Origin of the sequence: Burkholderia sp. BCC1640 (genome assembly GCF_902833125.1) — a bacterium.
In the GTDB taxonomy this organism is placed as follows: Bacteria; Pseudomonadota; Gammaproteobacteria; order Burkholderiales; family Burkholderiaceae; genus Burkholderia; species Burkholderia diffusa.
Window position 1 is genome coordinate 14,056 of sequence record NZ_CADFEF010000019.1, and the last position, 20,291, is coordinate 34,346.

Sequence of the window (20,291 nt, forward strand, 5' to 3'; positions counted from 1 at the left end):
TGCTGCCGGCGTCGCGCATCGATCCGGCTCACACGTCAGGCCATCGTCCTCAGCCAGTCGCGCAGAGCCCACTGCGCGCTCCCGTCCTTCACGGGCGCCGGCGTCAGCAGACAATAGTGCGTGCCGTCTTCGGCGAAACCCATCGGCGCGACCAGCACGCCGCTCTCGAGGTCATCGCGAACGAGATGCCACGGGCCGATCGCGACACCCAGCCCCGCGACGGCCGCCTGAAGGCTGAAATAGAAATGCTCGAACACCTGCCCGCGCCCGCTGCCCGGTGATTGTTGCGCGGCCGCCGCCCATTCCTTCCACGCGTCCGGTCGTGTCCGGGTATGCAGCCGCGGCGCGCCGCGCTTCAGCGCGCGACTGTCTCGACTGCCGGAAAACCACATGTCCACCTTGTCGGGCCGGCACACCGGCCCCACCCTTTCCGCGAACAGTTTCTCCGCGTGATAGCCGTCGGGCCACGCAAAGTCGTTGCGCCGGATCGCCATGTCGATGCCGTTGTCGAACGAGAACGGGCCGCCCGCCGCGGCGAGGTGGATGTCGATGCCCGGGTACATGGCCTGGAAGTTCGGCCAGCGCGGAATCAGCCAGCGCATCAGCAGCGTGGGTTCGCACGACAGCACCGAACGCTGCGCACGGGCCGCGTCGGTCCGCAATTCATGCGCGGCCTGCTTCATCAGATGCAGACCGTCATGGACAGCCTGCGCCAGCTTGCGGCCCGCATCGGTCAGGAACACCCGACGACTGCGCCGCTCGAACAATGCCACTCCCAGATCGTCTTCAAGCAGACGCACCGCGCGACTGACGGCGCCGTGCGTCACGTGCAGTTCATCGGCGGCGCGGCTGAAATGCTCATGGCGCGCCGCCGCCTCGAAGCAGCGCAGCGCCATCAGCGACGGCAGACTGGCGCGGACATTCTGTGAATCCAACTCACCATTCTGGTCAGAAATCATCGCTTTTCCTGGTGAAACGTGATCCCTAATATTGGAGCATCACGGTGAAAATCAAAAGGACGATGCAATGACGGAATGGATAGTCGTAGTCACCATCACGTTGCTCGCGGTCATCAGCCCCGGGCCCGATTTCGCGATGGTCACGCGCAACAGCCTGATGCTGTCGCGCCGGTCGGGCTTGCTCACCGCATGCGGGATCGGGCTGGGTGTGACGGTACACGTGAGCTATACGTTGCTCGGCGTAGGCCTGCTGATCCGTCAATCCCTGTGGCTCTTCAACGCCGTCAAGCTCGTCGGCGCGATCTACCTGATCTACCTCGGCGCAAGGATGCTCACGACCAGGCCCGCTGACGGACAGCCCGCAACGCATGCCGCGCCGCTATCCGATCCGGCGGCGCTGCGCACCGGTTTCCTGACCAATGCACTGAATCCGAAAACCACCGTGTTCATCGTCAGCCTGTTCATGCAGGCCGTACGCCCCGACACGCCATTGATCGTGCAGATCGGCTACGGCCTGTTCATCGCGCTGGCGCATGCGGGCTGGTTCAGCCTGGTGGCCGTCTGCTTCTCCGCCCAGGCCGTCCGCGATCGTTTGCTGTCCTTACGTCACTGGATCGACCGCACCTTTGGCGTTCTGCTCGTCGGCTTCGGGATCTTGCTGGCCGTTGCGCGCGGCAGTCGCTGAGCATCACGCCGCGCGACGTCATCCGGGGCGGTGCATGCGACGCGCACCGGCGTCGCTTCATCGCATGCACGACGCCGCGAGCTTCCCGACCGCGATCACCGCCTGCTCGATCTCCCACGACCACGCGCTGCTGTAGTTCAGCCGGATGAAGTTCCGGTAGTTGTCGGTGATCGAGAACATGTAGCCGGGGCCGATCGTGATTCCCTGCTCCAGCGCGAGCTGATACAGCCGCATCGCGTCGACCTGCACCGGTAACTCGACCCACAGCACGTAGCCGCCGGCCGGGCTCGAGATGCGCGTGCCTTCCGGGAAGAATCGCGACACCATCGCACGCATCAGGTTCGCCTGCTGTGCATATGCCTTGCGCAAGCGTCGCAGGTGATGCTCGTAGCCGTCGCGTTCGAGAAACTCGGCGATCGCGAGCTGCGGCAGCGACGGCGTGGCCAGCGTGTTCAGGAACTTCAGCTTCTCGACCTGATCGCGATAGCGGCCCGGCAGCGCCCAGCCGACCCGGTAAGCCGCCGTCAGGCTCTTCGAGAACGATGCGCAATGCAGCACGATCCCGTTGCGATCGCAGGACTTCAGCGCGCTCGGATGCGACTCGCCGAAATACAGTTCGTTATACACACCGTTCTCGATGAGCGGCATGTCGACGCGGGTCGCGAATTCCACCAGTTCGCGCTTGCGCTCGTCGGGCATCTGGAAGCCCAGCGGATTCTGGAAATTCGGCATCACCATGCACGCGGCGATCGGCTGCGACTTTGCAATCGCTGCCAGCGCGGCGATATCGATCCCGTATTCCGGATGCGTCGCGACCTCGATCGCCTTCATCCCCATCCGCTCGATCGCGTGCAGCATCGCGTAGAACGTCGGCGACTCGACCGCGATCGTGTCGCCCGGTTTCGCGACCGCCTGCAGGCACAGGTTGATCGCCTCGGTCGCGCCGACCGTCACGATGATCTCGTTCGGATCAACCGACATCCCGTTTTCCAGGTAGCGTCGTGCGATCTGCCGGATCAGACGCGGATGGCCGGGCGGCAGCCCGTCGGTCACGCCCCACAGCGACTTGTCCCGGCCGGCCGCATACGCGTAGCGGTTCAGCTTCTCGAACGGAAAGAGGCTCGGGTCCGGATACGGCGAACCGAGCGGCACCGCGTCGTCGGTGCCGATCGAGCGCAGCGTCGACAGCACGAGCCGGCTCATGTCGACCGACGACGAAATCGCGATCGGCTTCGACGGCCGCAGCTCGCGCACCGGCGCGTGGTTGTCGTCGCGCCGCAGGTTCACGAAGTAGCCCGACTGCGGACGGCTTTCCAGCATCCCGCGGCTTTCGAGCAGCAGATATGCGTGCAGCACGGTCGTGATGCTGATCCGGTGCTGCTGGCTCGCCTGCCGCACCGACGGAATCCGGTCGCCGTGCCGGTACACGCCCTGGCGGATCAGGCGTTCGATGTCGTCCGCGAGTTTTTCGTAGAGCTTCATCGCGTGCTCCCCGCCGGCCTGCGCCTGCGCGCCGCCGCCCCGCGCACGCCCGATCCGCGCATGTGCCGCCCGCCGACCGGGCTGTCGTGATGCCTGATTGCTCCCTCCGGTTTTGCCTTTTCCATCGTCGCGGCTCGCTTTTGAAGATGCGCCGTCAGGCCCGTGATGTCTGGGCCTGCGGCACTGTGCACTTGATGATGGAATCGCAAGAGCAGAACAGTTGAGACGGAGTACACACATCGGATATGCACATAAGAGTACAGTTCGGCGCGAATTCGCGACTTCGGGCGAACTGTACGTCTTACGAATTTGGTGCCGGGAGCGGCGATCGGAGACCCGTGCGACGTGGCGCGCAGCGCTGTCGGCACTGGCTGGTCATGTCCGGCCGGCCCGACAGGAAAAGGTCGAGGCGGCCCGAGCTGCACCGCCAGGAACATGACATCAGAGCGACGGGGCGTGCCGCACGGGCGTCAGCAAGTCGACCGATGAAGGGCTTGGGGTGAAATGCGGACGCTGACCGGTGGAGCGACGCGGTGCGGCTGTTCGCCTGTGCCCGGGGCGAGCATCGACGCCCGTCTGCCCGATACGGGAAGCGAGCCGGCAGCCTTCGCCGCTGGCGCGGCGCCGTGGCGACCTTGGACGAAGCGCTGCCGCAAGGTTGCCGGCGCAAGCGGCGCGCGTCAGATCGACCCGAACAGCGCGCGCGGCCGGTCCTTCAGCGTGCCGGCCAGAATCCGCAGCCCGTTCACGAGTTCGTCGCGCGTCGCCGGGCACGCCAGGTTGATGCGCACACCGTGCTCGATTTCCGCTCGATCGACCGCGAACGTCGACGACGGCATCACAATCACGCCACGCGCCTTCGCGTTCGCGGCGAAGTCGTCGGCACGCCACGGCGGCGGCAGCCGCAGCCACACGAACATGCACGCGGGATCAGACTTCAGTTGACCGGCCGGCAGCAGCTCCCGCGCCAGATCGACGCGCGCGCGGATCTCCGCCAATTGCGCGCTCATGATCCGCTCGGCCGTGCCGTTCTCGATCCACACCGTTGCGATCAGCATCGACGTCGGCGCGGGCATCCATGCTGTGGTGCGCACCGCTTCCGCGCACAGCGCGACGCTGTCGCGCGGGCAACTCAGGTAACCGAGGCGCAGCCCGGGCGCGAGGATCTTCGACGTCGCGCCGATATGGAACGTGAGCTCCGGGCACAGCCCCGCGATCGCCGGCAGCCGGTCGCGCACGAGCGGCCCGTACACGTCGTCCTCGATGATCGTCACGTGATGGCGGCGCGCGACGTCGACGAGCGCCATGCGGCGCGCGAGGCTCATCGTCGTCACGGTCGGGTTCTGCAGGTTCGGCACGACGAAGATCGCCTTGACGGGCATGCGCTGGCAGATCCGCTCGATCTCGTCGGGCAGCAGGCCGTCGTCGTCGGCCGGCGCACTGACGATCTCGAACTGGAACACCGGCGCGAGCGCCTTCAGCCCGTAATACGTGAGCCGGTCGGCGACGATCACGCCGTCGGTGCCGATCAGGCTGTTCAGCACCGCGTAGAGCCCATGCTGCGCGCCACTCGTCACGACCACCTGGTCCCGCGACGGCGTGAAGCCCGGCGCGGCAAGCCACTGCGCGCCCGCGGCGCGCGCCCACTCGGGGCCTTGCGGCGGCTGGTATTCCTGCAGCGACGCGAAACGCAGATCGGCCGCCAAGGTGCCGAACGTCTGCGCGAGACTCGCCAGGAATTCGCCGGTCGCCGGCCGGTTCACCGTCAGGTCGATCACCCCGCTGCCCGCCGCGAGCGATGCACGGGCCGGCTCGATGCTCGGCATCGCGCCGCCGGTGACGAGCGAACCGCGCCGCTTGCTGCCGATCACGAGGCCACGCAGCTGTAGTTCCTTATAGGCGCGCGACACGGTCGACACGTTGATGCCGAGCTCGGTCGCGAGTTGGCGCTGCGGCGGCAGACGGCTGCCTGGCGGGTACATGCCGTTGCGGATTTCCGCCTCGATCGAACTCGATACCTCGACATAGGTCGGCCGCTTTGCCTGCGCCGGCCCATCATCGTCGCGCGCTCCGGAAAGTTTGTCTGCTGCCATGTATCGTCCACATCCACACAAAAAGCGTTTGTCTGCCGTCTAAATCCGTCCAGCGATTGTATATGACATTCCATTCAGGTCAACCATCTGCCGAAATGTCAGTCGAATCAGTCAGTTGAAGTCGGGTAAACGCTAGCACCACACAATCTCTTTTTGATTGCACACAAAAATTTACTGTGTGATTCTTTATCCCATCTTTGTGTGAATCAGGTGCGGTGAAGGAGAGGCGTCATGGCGGACATCGCCATCGTGGGTGCAGGCTTCATCGGGCTCGGCGCGGCGGCATGGCTGCAGCGCGACGGGCACCGCGTCACGCTGTTCGATCCGGCCGGCGTGGGTCATGGCGCGTCGTTCGGCAACGCCGCAACGTTCGCGCCGTATGGCTGCGTGCCGGTGAACGGCCCGTCCGTGTTCCGCGACATGCCACACTTCCTGTTCGCCGCAGACAGCCCGCTGCGCATCCGCTGGCCGTACCTGCTGCGCGGCGCGCCGTGGCTCGCGCGATTCCTCGTCGCGTCGATGCCGGCGCACCACGCGCGCAGCGCGGGCGCGCTGGCCGCGCTGCTGTCGCGCGCCGCCGACGGCTATGCGCCGCTGCTCGCTTCCACGCGGCTCGCGGCATTCGTGCGGCCGCGCGAATGCCTGTACCTGTATGCACGGCAGGCGTCGTTTGACGCGGCGCAACCGTCGCTCGCACTGCGGCGCCGGCTCGGCGTGCCGTTCGACACGCTCGACGCGGACGCGATCCGCCGGCTCGAGCCCGCGCTCGCGCCGATCTTCACGCGCGGCGTGCTGTTCCACGGAAGCTGGCATTTCTCCGACCCGTGCGGGTTTCTCGGCGAACTGTTCGCGCATCTGGCAACCGGCGGCGCGACGCTCGAACGCACGCAGGTCGACCGGATCGAGCCCGTCGGCGACGGCGTGAACCTTTATGCAGGCGGTGCGGTGCGTCCCTTCGATCATGTGGTGATTGCCGCCGGCGCCCGCTCGCGCGCGTTCGCCGCCGCGTGCGGCGACACCGTGCCGCTCGATACCGAGCGCGGCTATCACGTGCAGTTCGCCGCGCATGAGCAGATCGTCACGCGGCCGGTCGGTTGGGCCGAGCGCGGGTTCTACATGACGCCGCTCGACGAAGGATTGCGCGCGGCCGGCACCGTCGAACTCGGCGGCTTCGACGCCGGCATGAACCGCTCGCTCGTCGCGCTGCTCACTCGTTCCGCACACGAAGCGCTGCCTTCGCTCGGCGCGCCGACACGCAGCTGGCTCGGCTTTCGGCCCACGTTGCCGGACGGCGTGCCGGTGATCGGCCGCGCGCGGCACAGCGAATGCGTGATCCATGCATTCGGCCACCAGCATCTCGGCGTCACGCTCGCCGGCATCACCGGGCGGATCGTCGCCGATCTCGTCGCGCAACGCGCGCCGCCGCTGGATCTCACGCCATACCGGGCCGCGCGATTCTGACGCGCGCCACGATTTCCACCACTGCAAGGAGGCATCATGAATCGTCGTAACTGGCTGGCATGGCTGGCCGTCTGTTCGCTCGGCACAGCCGCTTCCGCATACGGCGCGGACCCGGAAACCGTCAAGATCGGCTTCGCCGGCCCGTTGACGGGGCCGGTCGCGCGCGTCGGCAAGGATCTTCAATACGGCACGCAGCTCGCGCTCGACGAGGAGAACGCGAAACACCCGACCATCGGCGGCAAGCCGGTGCGCTTCGTGCTCGACGTGCAGGACGACCAGGCCGATCCACGCATCGCGATCCAGGTCGGGCAGAAGCTCGTCGACGACGGCGTGGTCGGCGTGATCGGCCACTACAACTCGGGCTGCAGCATCCCCGCGTCGGCCGTCTACAAGCAGGCGAACGTCGCGATGATCACGCCCGGCTCGACCAATCCGCAACTGACGATGCAGGGCTTCAAGAACGTGTTCCGCACGATGGGGCACGACGGTGTCGGCGGCGTGGTCGCCGGCCGTTTCGCGGTCGAGCAGCTGAAGGCGAAGCGCATCGGCATCATCGACGACCGCACCGCCTTCGGCCAGGGGCTTGCCGACGCTTTCGAGAAAGGCGTGAAGGACGCACACGGCAGCATCGTCGGCCGCGAATACACGAACGACAAGGCCGTCGATTTCCGCGGCATCCTGACGACGATGAAGAGCAACAACGTCGACCTGCTCTTCTTCGGCGGCCTCGACGAACAGGGCGCGATGCTCGTCAAGCAAATGCGCTCGCTCGGCATCCGAGCGCAACTGTTCGGCGCCGGCGCGTTGAAAAGCAATGCATTCCTGAAGATCGCCGGCAACGCGGGCGAAGGCACGCAGGATCTCGAGCCGGGCCCGGCGCTCGACAAATTGCCGTCCGCCATCGCGTTCGCGCAGCGTTACAAGGCGCGCTTCAACCAGGATGTCGAGCTGTATGCGCCGTTCGCGTACGACGCGGCGCTCGCGATGATCGCGGCGATCCGCAAGGCGGATTCGGTCGACCGCGGCAAGGTCGTCGCGAGCCTGCCGGACGTGTCGGTCACGGGCGTAACGGGGAAGATCTCGTTCGACGAGCGCGGCGACCTGATCAAGCCGCCCTACACGCTGTTCCGCGTCGAACAGGGGCAGTGGCACAGCATTCGCACGGTCGGCGGCGCGTCGAACTGATCGACGCCGGGCAGCCCGGCAGCGGGCAGCGTCATCGCGCCGCCTGCTGCCGCTGCACCTCCTGCGCTTTCATCTGCAGATACGCGCCGCGCTCGACTTCGTGCAGTTGCTTCGGATACTGCTCGGTCGCGTCGAACCAGCGCGCAAGGCGCTGGTCGAGCGGCTTGTCGAGCGTCGCTAGATACGTGTCGATCGCGAGGTAGTAGCGCATCGTGTTGCGCTCCAGCAATCCGCGCACGCCGCCGATGTACTGCGGCTGCGCCGCCGATGCGCCGCTGGCTGCCGTGAACCCGACCTTGTCGCTGCCGACCGTCGAGAGGTAGGTCTTCATCGCCATGCGGCCGACCGCGCCGAAGCCGTACGAATACGTGAGGTGCAGGAACGTGCGCGATCCGCCGACCGGCACCGCTTCCAGCACGATCCGGTAGTCCTTCGTGCCCATCGGGCCGCTGTCGGCAGCCAGGTCGACCTGGAAATAGTCGGGTGTCGCGGCGGCCACGCGGTAGCGGAACTGCACGCGATAGGTATCCGACAGCTTCTGTTCGATCTTGCGGCCGAGGTTCACGTCGAGCACCGGGCCGTCGCTGCCGGTCGACGCACGACAGTACTTCGTGTTCAGGTGCAGGATCAGCACCGCGCACCAGTTCGCGGGGCCTTGCGCGGGGTCGTTGAGCTTGCCGTTCACGACGGAGAACGGATAGTCGACGACCGCGTAGATGTCGCCCTTCAGCGACGAAGACGCCTCGGACGATTCGAGGTACAGCGGGCGATGGAACGAGTTGTTCTTCAGTTGCTCGCCGAGGCTGTGATAGCGGTCGAGCAGCGCCGCCGCGCCGTCCGCGCCGAACGACAGCGCGCTCCAGCCGAGGCACACGGCCGCGACGAGCGCATGCCATGCGCGGCGCGCGTAGCGCGGTGCTTGCGGATGTTGGGATGTCTCCATTCTTGTGCTCCAGCGGGGGCGCGGTGGTCGCGCACATGGTTCACAGAATACGCCGACCGCTATCGACTCCGCTTCACCGGCACCGGCAGTTGCGCGGCAGTGATCCGGATCAATGTCGACAGCCATTCGCGGTCGTCCCAGCGCTCGCCTCCGATGACGAGATGCGGCTTCGCGGTCGGATACGGTGGCGCTTCGTCGCAGGTGCCGAGAAACGCACGCCCGTCAGGCGTCGGCTTGACGAACAACCGGTCGTCGCACACCAGCGCGACCATCTTGCCGTCGCAGTAGATGCCGTATTCGCCGAACATCTTGCGCGCCGACACGGCGCCCGCCGCAGCCATCTGCTCGACGACGAAATCGACGGTTCCCTGACTCGATGCCATCCATCCGCTCCGTTACCGAATAACCCTTCTGACCGTCACCGACGCGGTGCCGTTCCGTTCGAATCCCACGCGATCACGCGTGCGCCCTGCTCATTTGTCAGCCGAAAACGCACTCGACATCTGCCGCGCCCGCTTCACGTCGTCGCCGTGCAGATAAATCGACGTCGTCGAGATCGACGCATGCCGCAGGTTGTCGCGCACCGTCGTCAGCTCCGCACCGCGCGCGAGCGCATGCGTCGCATGGGTATGACGCATCCAGTGCGGGCTCGCCTGGCGCAACTTCTGCGCGAGCGCCGGGTTGTCGTCGTCGACGAGCGCGGCCGTCTGCGTGAAGAAACGCTGCATCACCTTCCACAGCCGCACGCTCGTGATTCCGGCCGCCCCGTCTTCCGCAAGGCTCGGAATCAGCGGCGTATCGGGACGCCAGCGCACCGGTGTCACCGGCAGCCGCCGCGCGACCAGATGACGATCGAGCGCCGTGCGCGCGAGCGGCGGCAGCGCGACGCGCGCGGCCTTGCTGCCCTTGCCGATCACTTTCAGCCACGCATCGCCGTGCGCGTCCGTTTCGATGTCGCCGAGCGTCGCGCCGACCAGTTCGCTCGCGCGCAGCCCGGTCGCATAGCCGAAATCGAGGATGAAGCGCAGCCGTTGCGCGGCCGCCGGCGTCCAGCCGGATTGCGGTGCGCCGGACGGCTTGTCCTTGCGAAACTCGAGCCCGTCCGCGATCGTGCGCACGAGCAGCCACTCGCCTTCGGTGAACGCATGCGACGTGTCCAGCGCATTCGCCCCGCGCGTGTCGCGCACCTTGACGCCCGCGAACGGATTCGCGAGCAGGTAGCGCTGCTCGATCAGCCAGCGGAACAGCGCGCCGAGGACCGACAGCGTGTACGCGGCCGAACGCGCGGACAATCCGCCCGAAAACGGCCGCCAGTCCGGCGCGCTGCGCGGCCGCACCGGGCCGATCCAGCGTTCGTGCGGCGTCGGGTTGCGCACGAACGCGCGATACGCGACCGCATCCTCGGTAGTCAGCGACGACAGCGCGCGCCCGCGCTCGACGATCGCCCACAGGATCAGGCGCTCGGCCTCCTTCCGGTATGCGCGGCGCGTCGCGGCCGATTCGTGCAGCGACAGCCACGCGTGCACGGCCGCGTAATCGTTGTCCGCGTCGAGCGTGCTGGTCGCGCGCGGCGCGCGGAACGTGCCGGCCGACCCGTCGACCTCGTGCAGCAGCTTCAGTTGCTCCCACGGCACGATGGCGCTGCGCGGCGTCGCCGCGATCAGCGCGCGCGCCCGCTCGGTCAGGTCCGGATGCGCGGAAAAGAACGCCTCGATATGCCGCGCGCTCGCCATGCCGAGCCCCGCTATTGCGCGCCACCACTGACGCCGCCGCGGAATCCGCACGGTCAAGTCGGCCAGCGTCGCGATCCCGTGCGCACGCAGCGCGACGACCGCGCGTGCGGGCAGCCACAAGCCGATGTCATCGCTGATCTGCGGCACCGGCGCGCGCGCATGGCGCAGCAGGCCGATCGCATCGGTCGAGGCCTTCGCCATCTGGACGCGCGCGCTGTCGGCATGCGCGAGCTGCTCCGCGAGATCGGGCCGCCCGACCTGCCGCGCGACGCGCACGAGGCGGCGACGAATTCCACCGATCACACCGCGCGCCGACCGCCGTTCGCCGAGCCGGTCGGGCAGATAGCGTTCGACCGCCTGACGCACGGTCATACCCGCGTACCACGCGCGCAGCGCGGCCAGTTCGTCGGCGTCGGGGAAGCCTGCTGGTGCAGGCGTGGAATCGGAGGAAGGCGGTAAGGCGAGGCGCGGTGTCATGGGCGCCAGTTTGACAGAACTGCGGACGCTCGAAAACGCCCGGCGCGCTGCAAGATGCGTGCGCGACGCCGGCGGCTACCGGCATCGCGCACGAACGCTCAGCCCGTCACGGGCGTGCGCCGCACCTCGGACAGATAGATCAGGATCAGCGACACCCACACGATCCCGTACAGGAACATGAAGCAGGTCGTGCGCACGCGCAGCAGGTCGAGCAGCAGGCCGAACAGGATCGGCAGCAGGAAGCCGCCGAGCCCGCCCGCGAGGCCGACGATGCCCGTGACGACGCCCATGTTGTCCGGGAAATCGTCGGCGACGTACTTGAAGGTCGACGCCATCCCGAACGCGAACACCGCACCGAGCACGAAGGTCAGCGCGACGAAGCCTGCCACCGGCATCGACAGATTCAGCGACGCGGTGCCGTCGATCGTGTGAATCACGAAGTCGGTCGCCGGATACGACAGCAGGAACAGGCAGATCCATGCGACCCACAGCCCCCACCAGGTGACCGCATGCGCGCCGAAGCGGTCGGACAGCGCGCCGCCGAGCGCGCGCAGCACGGAGCCCGGCAGCGAGAAGCCGGCCGCGAACGCGGAGGCCATCACGAGCGACATCCCGTATTCGCTTTTCAGGTACTGCGGGATCCACAGCGACAGCGCGGTGAAGCCGCCGAACGTGATCGAGTAGTACTGGCAGAGCCGCCACACGCGCGGATCGCGCAGCACCTTGAACGCGTCGAGCATCGATCCGCCCCGTTTGCCCGCCCCCGGATCCGGCGCCGACGCGACCCAGAAGATCGCCGCCGTGACGAGCAATGCAACCGCGTAGACGCGCGGCACGAAACGCCAGCCGTAAGCGGACAGCAGCAGCGGCGTGACGAACAGGTTGACCGCCGCGCCGCACGTGCCCGCACCGAACACGCCCATCGCGAGCCCGCGCCGCTTCGGTGGGAAGAAGCGCGCGACGTACGGCGTGCCGACCGCGAACGACGCGCCGACGCAGCCGAGGAACAGCCCGATCACGAGGAACTGCCAGAGCTGCGTCGCATAGCTGACGATGTAGACGGGAATCGCGCATACGACGAGCAGCACCGTCATCACGATGCGGCCGCCGAAGCGGTCGGTCCACGTACCGAGCGGCAAGCGCATCAGCGCGCCGGTCAGCACGGGCGTCGCAGTGAGCAGCCCGAATTCCGTGCTGTTCAGGCCAAGATCGGTGCGCAGTTGCACGCCGAGCACGCCGAACATCATCCACACGACGAAACACACCATGAACGCGAGCGTGCTCGCGGCCAGCACCGACCACGCGCGCAGCGGGATGGCCTGCGTGTCCGCGGACAGGCCGACGTTACCTTGTTGAGTTGCCATACGAAAAACCTCGTTTCATTGGACGAGCGGCCCGTTCGCGCCGTCGAAGGTCACGCCTTCGACTCGCGCGCCGCCCGCAAGTATCGCCACGTACTGCCGCATCGCCCGCTGCCGCACGCGTTCCGACAGGTACGCGGCGATCTGGCCGGCGGCCTCGTCGAACGGCACCACGTCGCCCGGCACGCGGCGCTCGATGCGCACGATGTGGAAGCCGAAGCGGGTGTTGACGAGCTTCGGCAGCACGCCAAGCCCGTCCGTGTCGAACAGCGCGGCCTCGAATTCCGGCACGGTGTCGCCGCGCAGGAGCTGCCCGAGGCTGCCGCCGACTTGCGCCGACGGACAGTTCGACGACGCGCGCGCGACCGCTTCGAACGTGTCGGGTGCGGCCACCACGTCGGCGAGCGCGCGTTCCGCGCGCTGCCGCAGCGGGGCGAGCGGCACGCGGTCGGTCACCGCGAACAGCACATGGCTCGCATACACGATGTCATTGCGGCGAAAGCGCGCCGGATGCTGCGCGTAATAGCGCTCGCAATCGGCGCGATCCGGTTCGGGCACGTGCGTCAGCTCGCGTTCGAGCAATGCGTCGACCGCCGCGTCGTCGAGCGGCGCGCCTGAGTCGATCAGCGCGAGCGACACCGCGCGCTGCCGCAGCAATTCGCGCACCGCGAGCGCATGCCGTGCCGCGTCGAGCGGATCGGGCGCGTCGCCGTGATGCTCGGCCTCAGCCGCGATGGCCGCCTCGTCGATCGCAACGCCGTTGATCGTCAGCGGCACCGTCGCGACTTCGGGGAGAACGTCGTTCATACGGCCTCCTCAGCGCTTGCGCACGAGCTGGTACGGACGGATCAGGTATGCGACCGACGCGATGCCGCTCCAGATGTGCACCATCCGCGTGAACGGCGACACGAGGAAGATCGTGAAGCCCAGCAGGATATGCAGCCGGTACGTCAGCGGCACGCCGGCCAGCAGGCTCGCGATGTCCGGCCGGAACGTGACGACGCCCTTCACGTAGTCGGTGAGCTGCTCGAACATCACGCCGTCCATGTGGCGCGTCGACAGCACGACGGTGCCGAGCCCGAGCGCGAGCTGCACCCACAGCATCAGCACGATCAGGATGTCGGACTTGCGACTGTTCTTGCGGATGCGCGGGTCGCCGAGGCGTCGCCAGATCAGGATCGTCAGCCCGATGATCGCCGCGACGCCGGCCGCACCGCCCGCCACCATCGCGACGAGCTGGTGCCCGGACGCCGACAGGAACGGCGACACGAGCCAGTGCGGCGCGAGGAAGCCGCCGAAGTGCCCGAGCACGACGACCAGCACGCCCCAGTGGAACAGGTTGCTGCCGAGCCGCAGCATGCCGTGGCGCAAAAGCTGCGACGAATCGCTCTTCCACGTGTACTGCTCGCGGTCGAAGCGGATCAGACTGCCGACCAGCAGCACAGCGAGACAGATGTACGGGTAGATCCCGAACAGGAACTGATGCAAATAAGCGTTCATGTCTTTCCCCAGTTGGGCCCGCGCTTACGCGCCGCGGGCCGGCCGCTTGTCGTGGAACCGCACCGTCTGCTCGGCCGGCGTTGCCGCGCCGACGAAGCGCACCGCCTCGTCCGCATACGACGCGTCGAGCGCGCGGTAGTCGTCGGCACTCGGCCGCTCGGCGGCGACGTCGTCGTCCGCGGCCGCAGGTGTGTCGGCCGGCGCGAGGCCGGCCATCGGCAGCAGCGCGCCGACGACGAAGCTGTAATGGCTGCCGCGCTGCGCGAGCTGGCCGGCCAGCGCGCGCAGGATCTCGCCGGTCTCGCCGAGCAGGTTGCGCGCATCGGCCGCCGGCAGCCGCGACAGATATTCGAGGAACACGGGCAGGTAGTCGGGCAGCTCGCCCGGATTCAACGTCAGCCCGTGTCGCTCGTACATCTGAAGCAGGTCGACCATCGCCTGCCCGCGGTCGCGCGATTCGCCGTGCACGTGCTCGAACAGGTGCAGCGACGTCGCGCGGCCGCGATCGAACAGCGCGACGTAGTTCTCCTGCAATGTCAACAGGTCGCGCTCGCGCACGTAGGCGAAGAAGCGGTCGAGGCCCGCGCGCACCGCCCTCGGCACGCGTACGTTTTCGCGCAGGTGAGCTTCGATCGAATCGAGCACGTGGATGAACGCTTCGTCGGGATAGTCGAGCAGCGCCGCGAACGCCGCGTAGGTCGGATCGGATGCGGTGCTCATCGGGACGCCTCGTGGATCGGAATGGTTTTCGTGCCCTTCTTCGGGCTGAACAGGCTGCCCTCCGAACGGCCGTCGGAACAGCCGTTGCCGAACGAGAAGCCACACGACGCGCGCAGGTCATACGCGTTCTCCGCATACTCGCGGTGCGTCGTCGGGATCACGAAGCGATCCTCGTAATTCGCGATCGCGAGATAGCGGTACATCTCCTCGACCTGCGCGAGCGACAGACCGACCTGATCGAGCACCCCGCGCGCATCGATGCCGTCGACGTGACGCGCGCGCATGAACGCACGCATCGCGAGCAGCCGTTGGAGCGCGAGCTTCACGGGCGCCTCGTCGCCGGCCGTCAGCAGGTTCGCCAGATAGCGCAGCGGAATGCGCAGCGATTCGACGTCCGGCAGATAGCCATTCATCCCGAGCGCGCCGCTGTTCGCGGCCGAGTTGATCGGCGACAGCGGCGGCACGTACCAGACCATCGGCAACGTCCGGTATTCCGGATGCAGCGGGAACGCGATCTTCCAGTCGATCGCCATCTTGTAGGTCGGCGAGCGGCGCGCGGCGTCGAGCCACGCGGCCGGCACGCCGTCACGCTCGGCCTGCGCGATCACGGCCGGGTCCTCCGGATCGAGAAACAGCGACAGCTGCGCTTCATACAGGTCCTGCTCGTTCTCCGCGCTCGCGGCTTCACTGATCCTGTCGGCGTCGTACAGCAGCACGCCGAGGTAGCGGATGCGGCCCACGCAGGTTTCCGAACACACGGTCGGCTGGCCGGCCTCGATGCGCGGATAGCAGAAGATGCACTTCTCGGCCTTGCCGCTTTGCCAGTTGTAGTAGATCTTCTTGTACGGGCAACCCGACACGCACATGCGCCAGCCGCGGCACTTGTCCTGGTCGATCAGCACGATGCCGTCTTCCTCGCGCTTGTAGATCGAGCCCGACGGACACGACGCGACGCACGCCGGATTCAGGCAGTGCTCGCAAAGGCGCGGCAGGTACATCATGAAGGTGTTCTCGAACTGTCCGTAGATCTCCTTCTGCACCGACTCGAAGTTGGTGTCCTTCGCGCGCTTCTCGAACTCGCCGCCGAGGATTTCCTCCCAGTTCGGGCCCCACTCGATCTTCTCGAGCCGCTGGCCGCTGATCAGCGAACGCGGCCGCGCAACCGGCATCGCGCGCGTGTTGCCAGCTTCCTGAAGATGCCCGTAGTCGAACGTGAACGGCTCGTAGTAATCGTCGATCTCGGGCAGGTGCGGGTTCGCGAAAATCTGCGCGAGCAGCCGCCACTTGCCGCCGAGACGCGGCTCGATCCTGCCGTCGGCACGACGCTGCCAGCCGCCGCGCCAGCGGTCCTGGTTCTCCCAGTCCTTCGGATAGCCAATGCCCGGCTTCGTCTCGACGTTGTTGAACCACGCGTACTCCATCCCTTCGCGGCTGGTCCACACGTTCTTGCAGGTCACCGAGCAGGTATGGCACCCGATGCACTTGTCGAGGTTCAGCACCATCGCGATCTGTGCGCGTACCTTCATGACGTTTCTCCATCCCGTACGGCCTGTGTTGTCGGGTCGACCGCGGGTTCCTCGCCGTCGAGCCAGTCGATCTTGCTCATCTTCCGCACGATCAGGAACTCGTCGCGATTCGAGCCGACCGTGCCGTAATAGTTGAAGCCGTACGACAGCTGCGCGTAGCCGCCGATCATGTGGGTCGGCTTCAGCGCGATGCGCGTGACCGAGTTGTGAATGCCGCCGCGCGTGCCGGTGATCTCGGAGCCCGGCGTGTTCACGATCTTTTCCTGCGCGTGGTACATCATCACCATCCCGGACGGAATCCGCTGACTCACGACCGCCCGCGCGCACAATGCGCCGTTCGAGTTGTAGCACTCGATCCAGTCGTTATCGACGGCGCCGATCGCCTTCGCGTCGTCCTCCGACATCCACACGATCGGGCCGCCGCGCGACAGCGTCAGCATCAGCAGGTTGTCCGTGTACGTGCTGTGGATCCCCCACTTCTGGTGCGGTGTCAGGAAGTTCAGCACGCGCTCGGGGTTGCCGTTCGAGCGCTTGCCGACCATGTGTTCGTAGCTGCCCGTGTCGATCGGCGGCTTGTACACGCACAGCGACTCGCCGAACGCGCGCATCCACGCGTGATCCTGGTACAGCTGCTGACGGCCCGTCAGCGTGCGCCACGGCACCAGCTCGTGCACGTTCACGTAACCGGCGTTGTACGACACGTGTTCGGATTCAATCCCGCTCCACGTCGGCGACGAGATGATCTTGCGCGGTTGCGCCTGGATGTCGCGGAAACGGATCTTCTCGTCCTCGCGCGCGGCGGCCAGGTGCGTGTGGTCGATACCGGTGATGTCGGCCAGTGCGCGCCATGCCTTCACAGCGACTTCGCCGTTGGTTTCCGGCGCGAGCGCGAGAATCACCTCGGCTGCGTCGAGTGCGGTGTCGATGCGCGGGCGCCCCTGCGCGGCGCCATGAGCGACTGTGTAGTTGAGTGCGCCCAGCAGCCTCACTTCGTCCTTCGTGTCCCAGCCGATGCCCTTGCCCGCGTTGCCGAGCTTGTCCATCAGCGGGCCGAGCGACGTGAAGCGCGCATAGGTGTTCGGATAATCGCGCTCGACGGCGATCACCGCCGGCATCGTGCGGCCCGGCACCGGCTCGCATTCGCCGCGCTTCCAGTCCTGCACGTCGAACGGCTGCGCGAGTTCGCCCGGCGTATCGTGCGCGATCGGCGCGAGCACGACGTCGCGTTCGACACCGAGATGCCCGTCGCACAGCTCGGAGAAGCGCTTCGCGATCCCCTTGAAGATCTCCCAGTCGCTCTTCGATTCCCACGCGGGATCGACCGCGGCCGACAGCGGATGGATGAACGGGTGCATGTCGGACGTGTTCATGTCGTCCTTCTCGTACCACGTCGCGGTCGGCAGCACGACGTCCGAATACATGCAGGTGGTCGACATCCGGAAGTCGAGCGTGACGAGCAGGTCGAGCTTGCCGCGCGGCGCTTCGTCGCGCCACTTCACTTCCTCGGGGCGCGCGCCGCCCGTCGCGCCGAGGTCGTCGCCCTGCACGCCGTTGGTCGTGCCGAGCAGATGCTTCAGGAAGTACTCGTGACCCTTGCCCGACGAACCGAGCAGGTTCGAACGCCACACGAACAGATTGCGCGGGAAGTTGTCGGGGGAATCCGGGTCCTCGCACGCCATCCGCAGCATGCCGGCCTTCAGTTGCCGCGCGACATCGGCGCCCGCCTGCGCGGGGTCGCCGAGACTTGCGCCGACCTTCAGCGGATTGACCGCGAGTTGCGGCGCGGACGGCAGCCAGCCCATCCGTTCGGCGCGCACGTTGTAGTCGATCGGCGAACCGTGGAACTGCGTCTTGTCCGCGAGCGGCGACAGCAGCGCGCCCGGGTCCATCGTGTCGTAGCGCCACTGATCGGTGTGCGCGTAGAAGAACGACGTCGCGTTCATGTGCCGCGGCGGGCGGTTCCAGTCGAGCGCGAACGCGAGCGCGGTCCAGCCCGTCTGCGGACGCAGCTTCTCCTGGCCCACGTAATGCGACCAGCCGCCGCCCGGCTTGCCGACACATCCGCACATGATCAGCATGTTGATGATCGCGCGGTACGACATGTCCATGTGGAACCAGTGGTTGATCCCCGCGCCGATGATCACCATCGACTTGCCTTGCGTCTTGTGCGCGTTCTCCGCGAACTGCCGCGCGACCGAGATCACGTCCGCACGCTTCACGCCCGTGATCGTTTCCTGCCACGCCGGTGTATACGGAAGATCGTCGTCGTAGCTCGCGGCCACGTCGCGGCCGCCCAGCCCCTGGTCGAGCCCGTAGTTCGCGGCGAACAGGTCGTAGACGGTCGCGACCAGCATCTCGCCGTCGCGAGTCGCCACGCGCCGCACGCCGATCCGGCGCGACAGCTCGGAGCCGTGCTGCGTCGAGTTGAAATGCGCGTGCGGCTGGTTGCCGAAGTACGGAAACAGCACGTCGACCACGTCGTCGTGCTCGGCCGTGCAGGACAGCCGCGGCGACAGCGCCGCGCCCTTCGACGTCTCGTCGCGCAGGTTCCACTTGCCCTTGTCGCTCGATCCGTCCTTGGTCTGCTGCCCCCAGCGGAAGCCGATCGAGCCCACCGGCACGACGAATTCGCCGGTCGCGTCGTCGATCATCACGGTCTTCCACTCCGGATGCGCGGCCTCGTCGAGCGCATCGTCGAAATCGGACGCACGCACGAGGCGCTCGGGCACGTAGCCGTCGCCGTGCGGCACGAGGCGCACGAGCGCCGGCATGTCGGTATAGCGCTTGCAGTAGTCGATGAAATAGTCGCTCTTGCCCGCGAGGTGGAACTCCTTCAGGATCACGTGACCCATCGCGAGCGCGAGCGCCGCGTCGGTGCCCTGCTTCGGATGCAGCCACAGATCGCCGAACTTCGCGCCTTCCGAGTAATCGGGAAACACCGACACGACCTTCGTGCCGCGATAGCGCGCCTCGACGAGGAAGTGCGCGTCGGGCGTGCGGGTCTGCGGGACGTTGGAGCCCCACATCATGATGAACGTCGAGTTGTACCAGTCGGCCGATTCCGGCACGTCGGTCTGCTCGCCCCAGGTCTGCGGCGACGCGGGCGGCAGGTCGCAATACCAGTCGTAGAAGCTCAGGCACACGCCGCCGATCAGCGACAGGTAGCGCGACCCTGCCGCATACGACACCATCGACATCGCCGGGATCGGCGAGAAGCCGACCACGCGATCGGGGCCGTGCCGCTCGACCGTGTAAACGTTTGCGGCCGCAACGATCTCGTTGACCTCATCCCAGCTCGCACGCACGAAGCCGCCAAGCCCGCGCCGGCGCTGGTACGAGCGCCGCGCGTCGTCGTCCTCGACGATCGAGCGCCATGCGTCGACCGGCGCGAGCGTGCGGCGGCGTTCGCGCCACAGCTTCACCAGCGCGCTGCGCACCATCGGATGCTTGAGACGGTTCGCGCTATACAGATACCAGGAGTACGAAGCGCCGCGCGAGCAGCCGCGCGGTTCGTGGTTCGGCATGTCGGGGCGCGTGCGCGGGTAGTCGGTCTGCTGGGTTTCCCAGGTGACGATCCCGCCTTTCACATAGACCTTCCACGAGCACGAACCCGTGCAGTTCACGCCGTGGGTCGAACGGACGATCTTGTCGTGCTGCCAGCGCAGCCGATAGCCGTCTTCCCATTTGCGGTCCTCGTCCGTGACGGCGCCGTGTCCGTCGGAGAAGGTTGGCCTCGTGGTGGAGAAATAACGCAATCTATCCAGGAAATGGCTCATGGGGATCTCGTTTTTTTCCGGTCTTTTGGCAGACCCTGAATATTTAAGGAGGTGAAATCCCGGATGTAAAGGACGATCGGCATTCGACTCGTTGCGTTCGCTTCCATCCCTTGCGTCCGGGTCGAATGAATTCTCTTTCGGATCGACATATCACGACTTGATACAAATCACGATATCGCCGCCCTGGTACGCGTCGGTGTTAAATGGGGATCGATACAGGAGTGCCAATGGCATGCCCGGCACCGGACTTTCGCGTCAGGGTTTGACGGGTTGCAGGCCGGCGCTCGGTCACGCGTTTATGCATGAGAGCCGCCGTGTTGCGACGTCACGCGTTTTTGCGGCGCGATGCAATCACGCACGAGTCGCGGCCGCATGCGCGCGACCGGCTGC

General features: G+C 66.8%; 15 protein-coding genes. 3 read left to right on the plus strand and 12 right to left on the minus strand.

The annotated features are described in order from the left end of the window. Window positions 1-35: 35 nt before the first annotated feature. A complete protein-coding gene (locus HWX25_RS20740) occupies window positions 36-959 on the minus strand; it encodes a LysR family transcriptional regulator (protein ID WP_175910137.1) in 924 nt (307 codons plus the stop codon). A gap of 67 nt (window positions 960-1,026) precedes the next feature. Here HWX25_RS20740 and HWX25_RS20745 point away from each other — a divergent pair, with 67 nt between their 5' ends. Beyond that, on the plus strand, window positions 1,027-1,644 hold the full coding sequence (locus tag HWX25_RS20745; RefSeq protein WP_175910304.1) for a LysE family transporter: 618 nt from the start codon (window positions 1,027-1,029) through the stop codon (window positions 1,642-1,644). Between the two features lie 57 nt (window positions 1,645-1,701). Here HWX25_RS20745 and HWX25_RS20750 read toward each other — a convergent pair whose 3' ends face one another. Further along, window positions 1,702-3,126, minus strand: coding sequence for a PLP-dependent aminotransferase family protein (locus HWX25_RS20750; RefSeq protein WP_175910139.1), 1,425 nt, complete (start codon window positions 3,124-3,126; stop codon window positions 1,702-1,704). A gap of 680 nt (window positions 3,127-3,806) precedes the next feature. Then, window positions 3,807-5,219, minus strand: coding sequence for a PLP-dependent aminotransferase family protein (locus HWX25_RS20755; RefSeq protein WP_175910141.1), 1,413 nt, complete (start codon window positions 5,217-5,219; stop codon window positions 3,807-3,809). 231 nt (window positions 5,220-5,450) lie between these two features. Here HWX25_RS20755 and HWX25_RS20760 point away from each other — a divergent pair, with 231 nt between their 5' ends. Continuing rightward, entirely contained in the window at window positions 5,451-6,680 is a 1,230-nt protein-coding gene (locus tag HWX25_RS20760; protein ID WP_175910143.1) for an FAD-dependent oxidoreductase, read from the plus strand. Window positions 6,681-6,716: 36 nt separating this feature from the next. Continuing rightward, window positions 6,717-7,865: a branched-chain amino acid ABC transporter substrate-binding protein gene (locus HWX25_RS20765; RefSeq protein ID WP_175910145.1), complete on the plus strand. Its 1,149-nt coding sequence runs from the start codon at window positions 6,717-6,719 to the stop codon at window positions 7,863-7,865. A 31-nt stretch (window positions 7,866-7,896) separates the two neighbouring features. Here the strand turns inward: HWX25_RS20765 and HWX25_RS20770 are convergent, their stop codons facing one another. From HWX25_RS20770 to HWX25_RS20810, 9 genes are all read right to left on the minus strand, one after another. Beyond that, the gene (locus HWX25_RS20770) at window positions 7,897-8,808 is read right to left on the minus strand and encodes a hypothetical protein (RefSeq protein WP_175910146.1); all 912 of its coding nucleotides are present in this window, start codon (window positions 8,806-8,808) and stop codon (window positions 7,897-7,899) included. A 59-nt stretch (window positions 8,809-8,867) separates the two neighbouring features. Continuing rightward, window positions 8,868-9,191: a TfoX/Sxy family protein gene (locus HWX25_RS20775; protein WP_175910148.1), complete on the minus strand. Its 324-nt coding sequence runs from the start codon at window positions 9,189-9,191 to the stop codon at window positions 8,868-8,870. A 90-nt stretch (window positions 9,192-9,281) separates the two neighbouring features. After that, window positions 9,282-11,018, minus strand: coding sequence for a site-specific integrase (locus HWX25_RS20780; protein ID WP_175910150.1), 1,737 nt, complete (start codon window positions 11,016-11,018; stop codon window positions 9,282-9,284). 98 nt (window positions 11,019-11,116) lie between these two features. Continuing rightward, window positions 11,117-12,382, minus strand: coding sequence for a nitrate/nitrite transporter (locus HWX25_RS20785; RefSeq protein WP_175910152.1), 1,266 nt, complete (start codon window positions 12,380-12,382; stop codon window positions 11,117-11,119). A gap of 15 nt (window positions 12,383-12,397) precedes the next feature. Then, on the minus strand, window positions 12,398-13,186 hold the full coding sequence (locus tag HWX25_RS20790; RefSeq protein ID WP_175910154.1) for a peptidylprolyl isomerase: 789 nt from the start codon (window positions 13,184-13,186) through the stop codon (window positions 12,398-12,400). Between the two features lie 9 nt (window positions 13,187-13,195). Further along, window positions 13,196-13,879: a respiratory nitrate reductase subunit gamma gene (narI, locus tag HWX25_RS20795; protein WP_175910156.1), complete on the minus strand. Its 684-nt coding sequence runs from the start codon at window positions 13,877-13,879 to the stop codon at window positions 13,196-13,198. A 24-nt stretch (window positions 13,880-13,903) separates the two neighbouring features. Further along, on the minus strand, window positions 13,904-14,599 hold the full coding sequence (gene narJ, locus HWX25_RS20800; protein ID WP_175910158.1) for a nitrate reductase molybdenum cofactor assembly chaperone: 696 nt from the start codon (window positions 14,597-14,599) through the stop codon (window positions 13,904-13,906). After that, window positions 14,596-16,125, minus strand: a complete 1,530-nt coding sequence (gene narH, locus HWX25_RS20805) for a nitrate reductase subunit beta (protein WP_175910160.1) — start codon at window positions 16,123-16,125, stop codon at window positions 14,596-14,598. Before narH ends, narJ begins: the two co-directional genes overlap by 4 nt. Then, a complete protein-coding gene (locus HWX25_RS20810) occupies window positions 16,122-19,901 on the minus strand; it encodes a nitrate reductase subunit alpha (protein WP_175910162.1) in 3,780 nt (1,259 codons plus the stop codon). Before HWX25_RS20810 ends, narH begins: the two co-directional genes overlap by 4 nt. Between the last annotated feature and the right edge of the window lie 390 nt (window positions 19,902-20,291).

Bases quoted from the DNA above. Each gene is read 5' to 3' on its own strand.
- HWX25_RS20740 (WP_175910137.1), bottom strand. From the start codon at position 959: ATGATTTCTGACCAGAATGGTGAGTTGGATTCACAGAATGTCCGCGCC.
- HWX25_RS20745 (WP_175910304.1), top strand. From the start codon at position 1,027: ATGACGGAATGGATAGTCGTAGTCACCATCACGTTGCTCGCGGTCATC.
- HWX25_RS20750 (WP_175910139.1), bottom strand. From the start codon at position 3,126: ATGAAGCTCTACGAAAAACTCGCGGACGACATCGAACGCCTGATCCGC.
- HWX25_RS20755 (WP_175910141.1), bottom strand. From the start codon at position 5,219: ATGGCAGCAGACAAACTTTCCGGAGCGCGCGACGATGATGGGCCGGCG.
- HWX25_RS20760 (WP_175910143.1), top strand. From the start codon at position 5,451: ATGGCGGACATCGCCATCGTGGGTGCAGGCTTCATCGGGCTCGGCGCG.
- HWX25_RS20765 (WP_175910145.1), top strand. From the start codon at position 6,717: ATGAATCGTCGTAACTGGCTGGCATGGCTGGCCGTCTGTTCGCTCGGC.
- HWX25_RS20770 (WP_175910146.1), bottom strand. From the start codon at position 8,808: ATGGAGACATCCCAACATCCGCAAGCACCGCGCTACGCGCGCCGCGCA.
- HWX25_RS20775 (WP_175910148.1), bottom strand. From the start codon at position 9,191: ATGGCATCGAGTCAGGGAACCGTCGATTTCGTCGTCGAGCAGATGGCT.
- HWX25_RS20780 (WP_175910150.1), bottom strand. From the start codon at position 11,018: ATGACACCGCGCCTCGCCTTACCGCCTTCCTCCGATTCCACGCCTGCA.
- HWX25_RS20785 (WP_175910152.1), bottom strand. From the start codon at position 12,382: ATGGCAACTCAACAAGGTAACGTCGGCCTGTCCGCGGACACGCAGGCC.
- HWX25_RS20790 (WP_175910154.1), bottom strand. From the start codon at position 13,186: ATGAACGACGTTCTCCCCGAAGTCGCGACGGTGCCGCTGACGATCAAC.
- narI (WP_175910156.1), bottom strand. From the start codon at position 13,879: ATGAACGCTTATTTGCATCAGTTCCTGTTCGGGATCTACCCGTACATC.
- narJ (WP_175910158.1), bottom strand. From the start codon at position 14,599: ATGAGCACCGCATCCGATCCGACCTACGCGGCGTTCGCGGCGCTGCTC.
- narH (WP_175910160.1), bottom strand. From the start codon at position 16,125: ATGAAGGTACGCGCACAGATCGCGATGGTGCTGAACCTCGACAAGTGC.
- HWX25_RS20810 (WP_175910162.1), bottom strand. From the start codon at position 19,901: ATGAGCCATTTCCTGGATAGATTGCGTTATTTCTCCACCACGAGGCCA.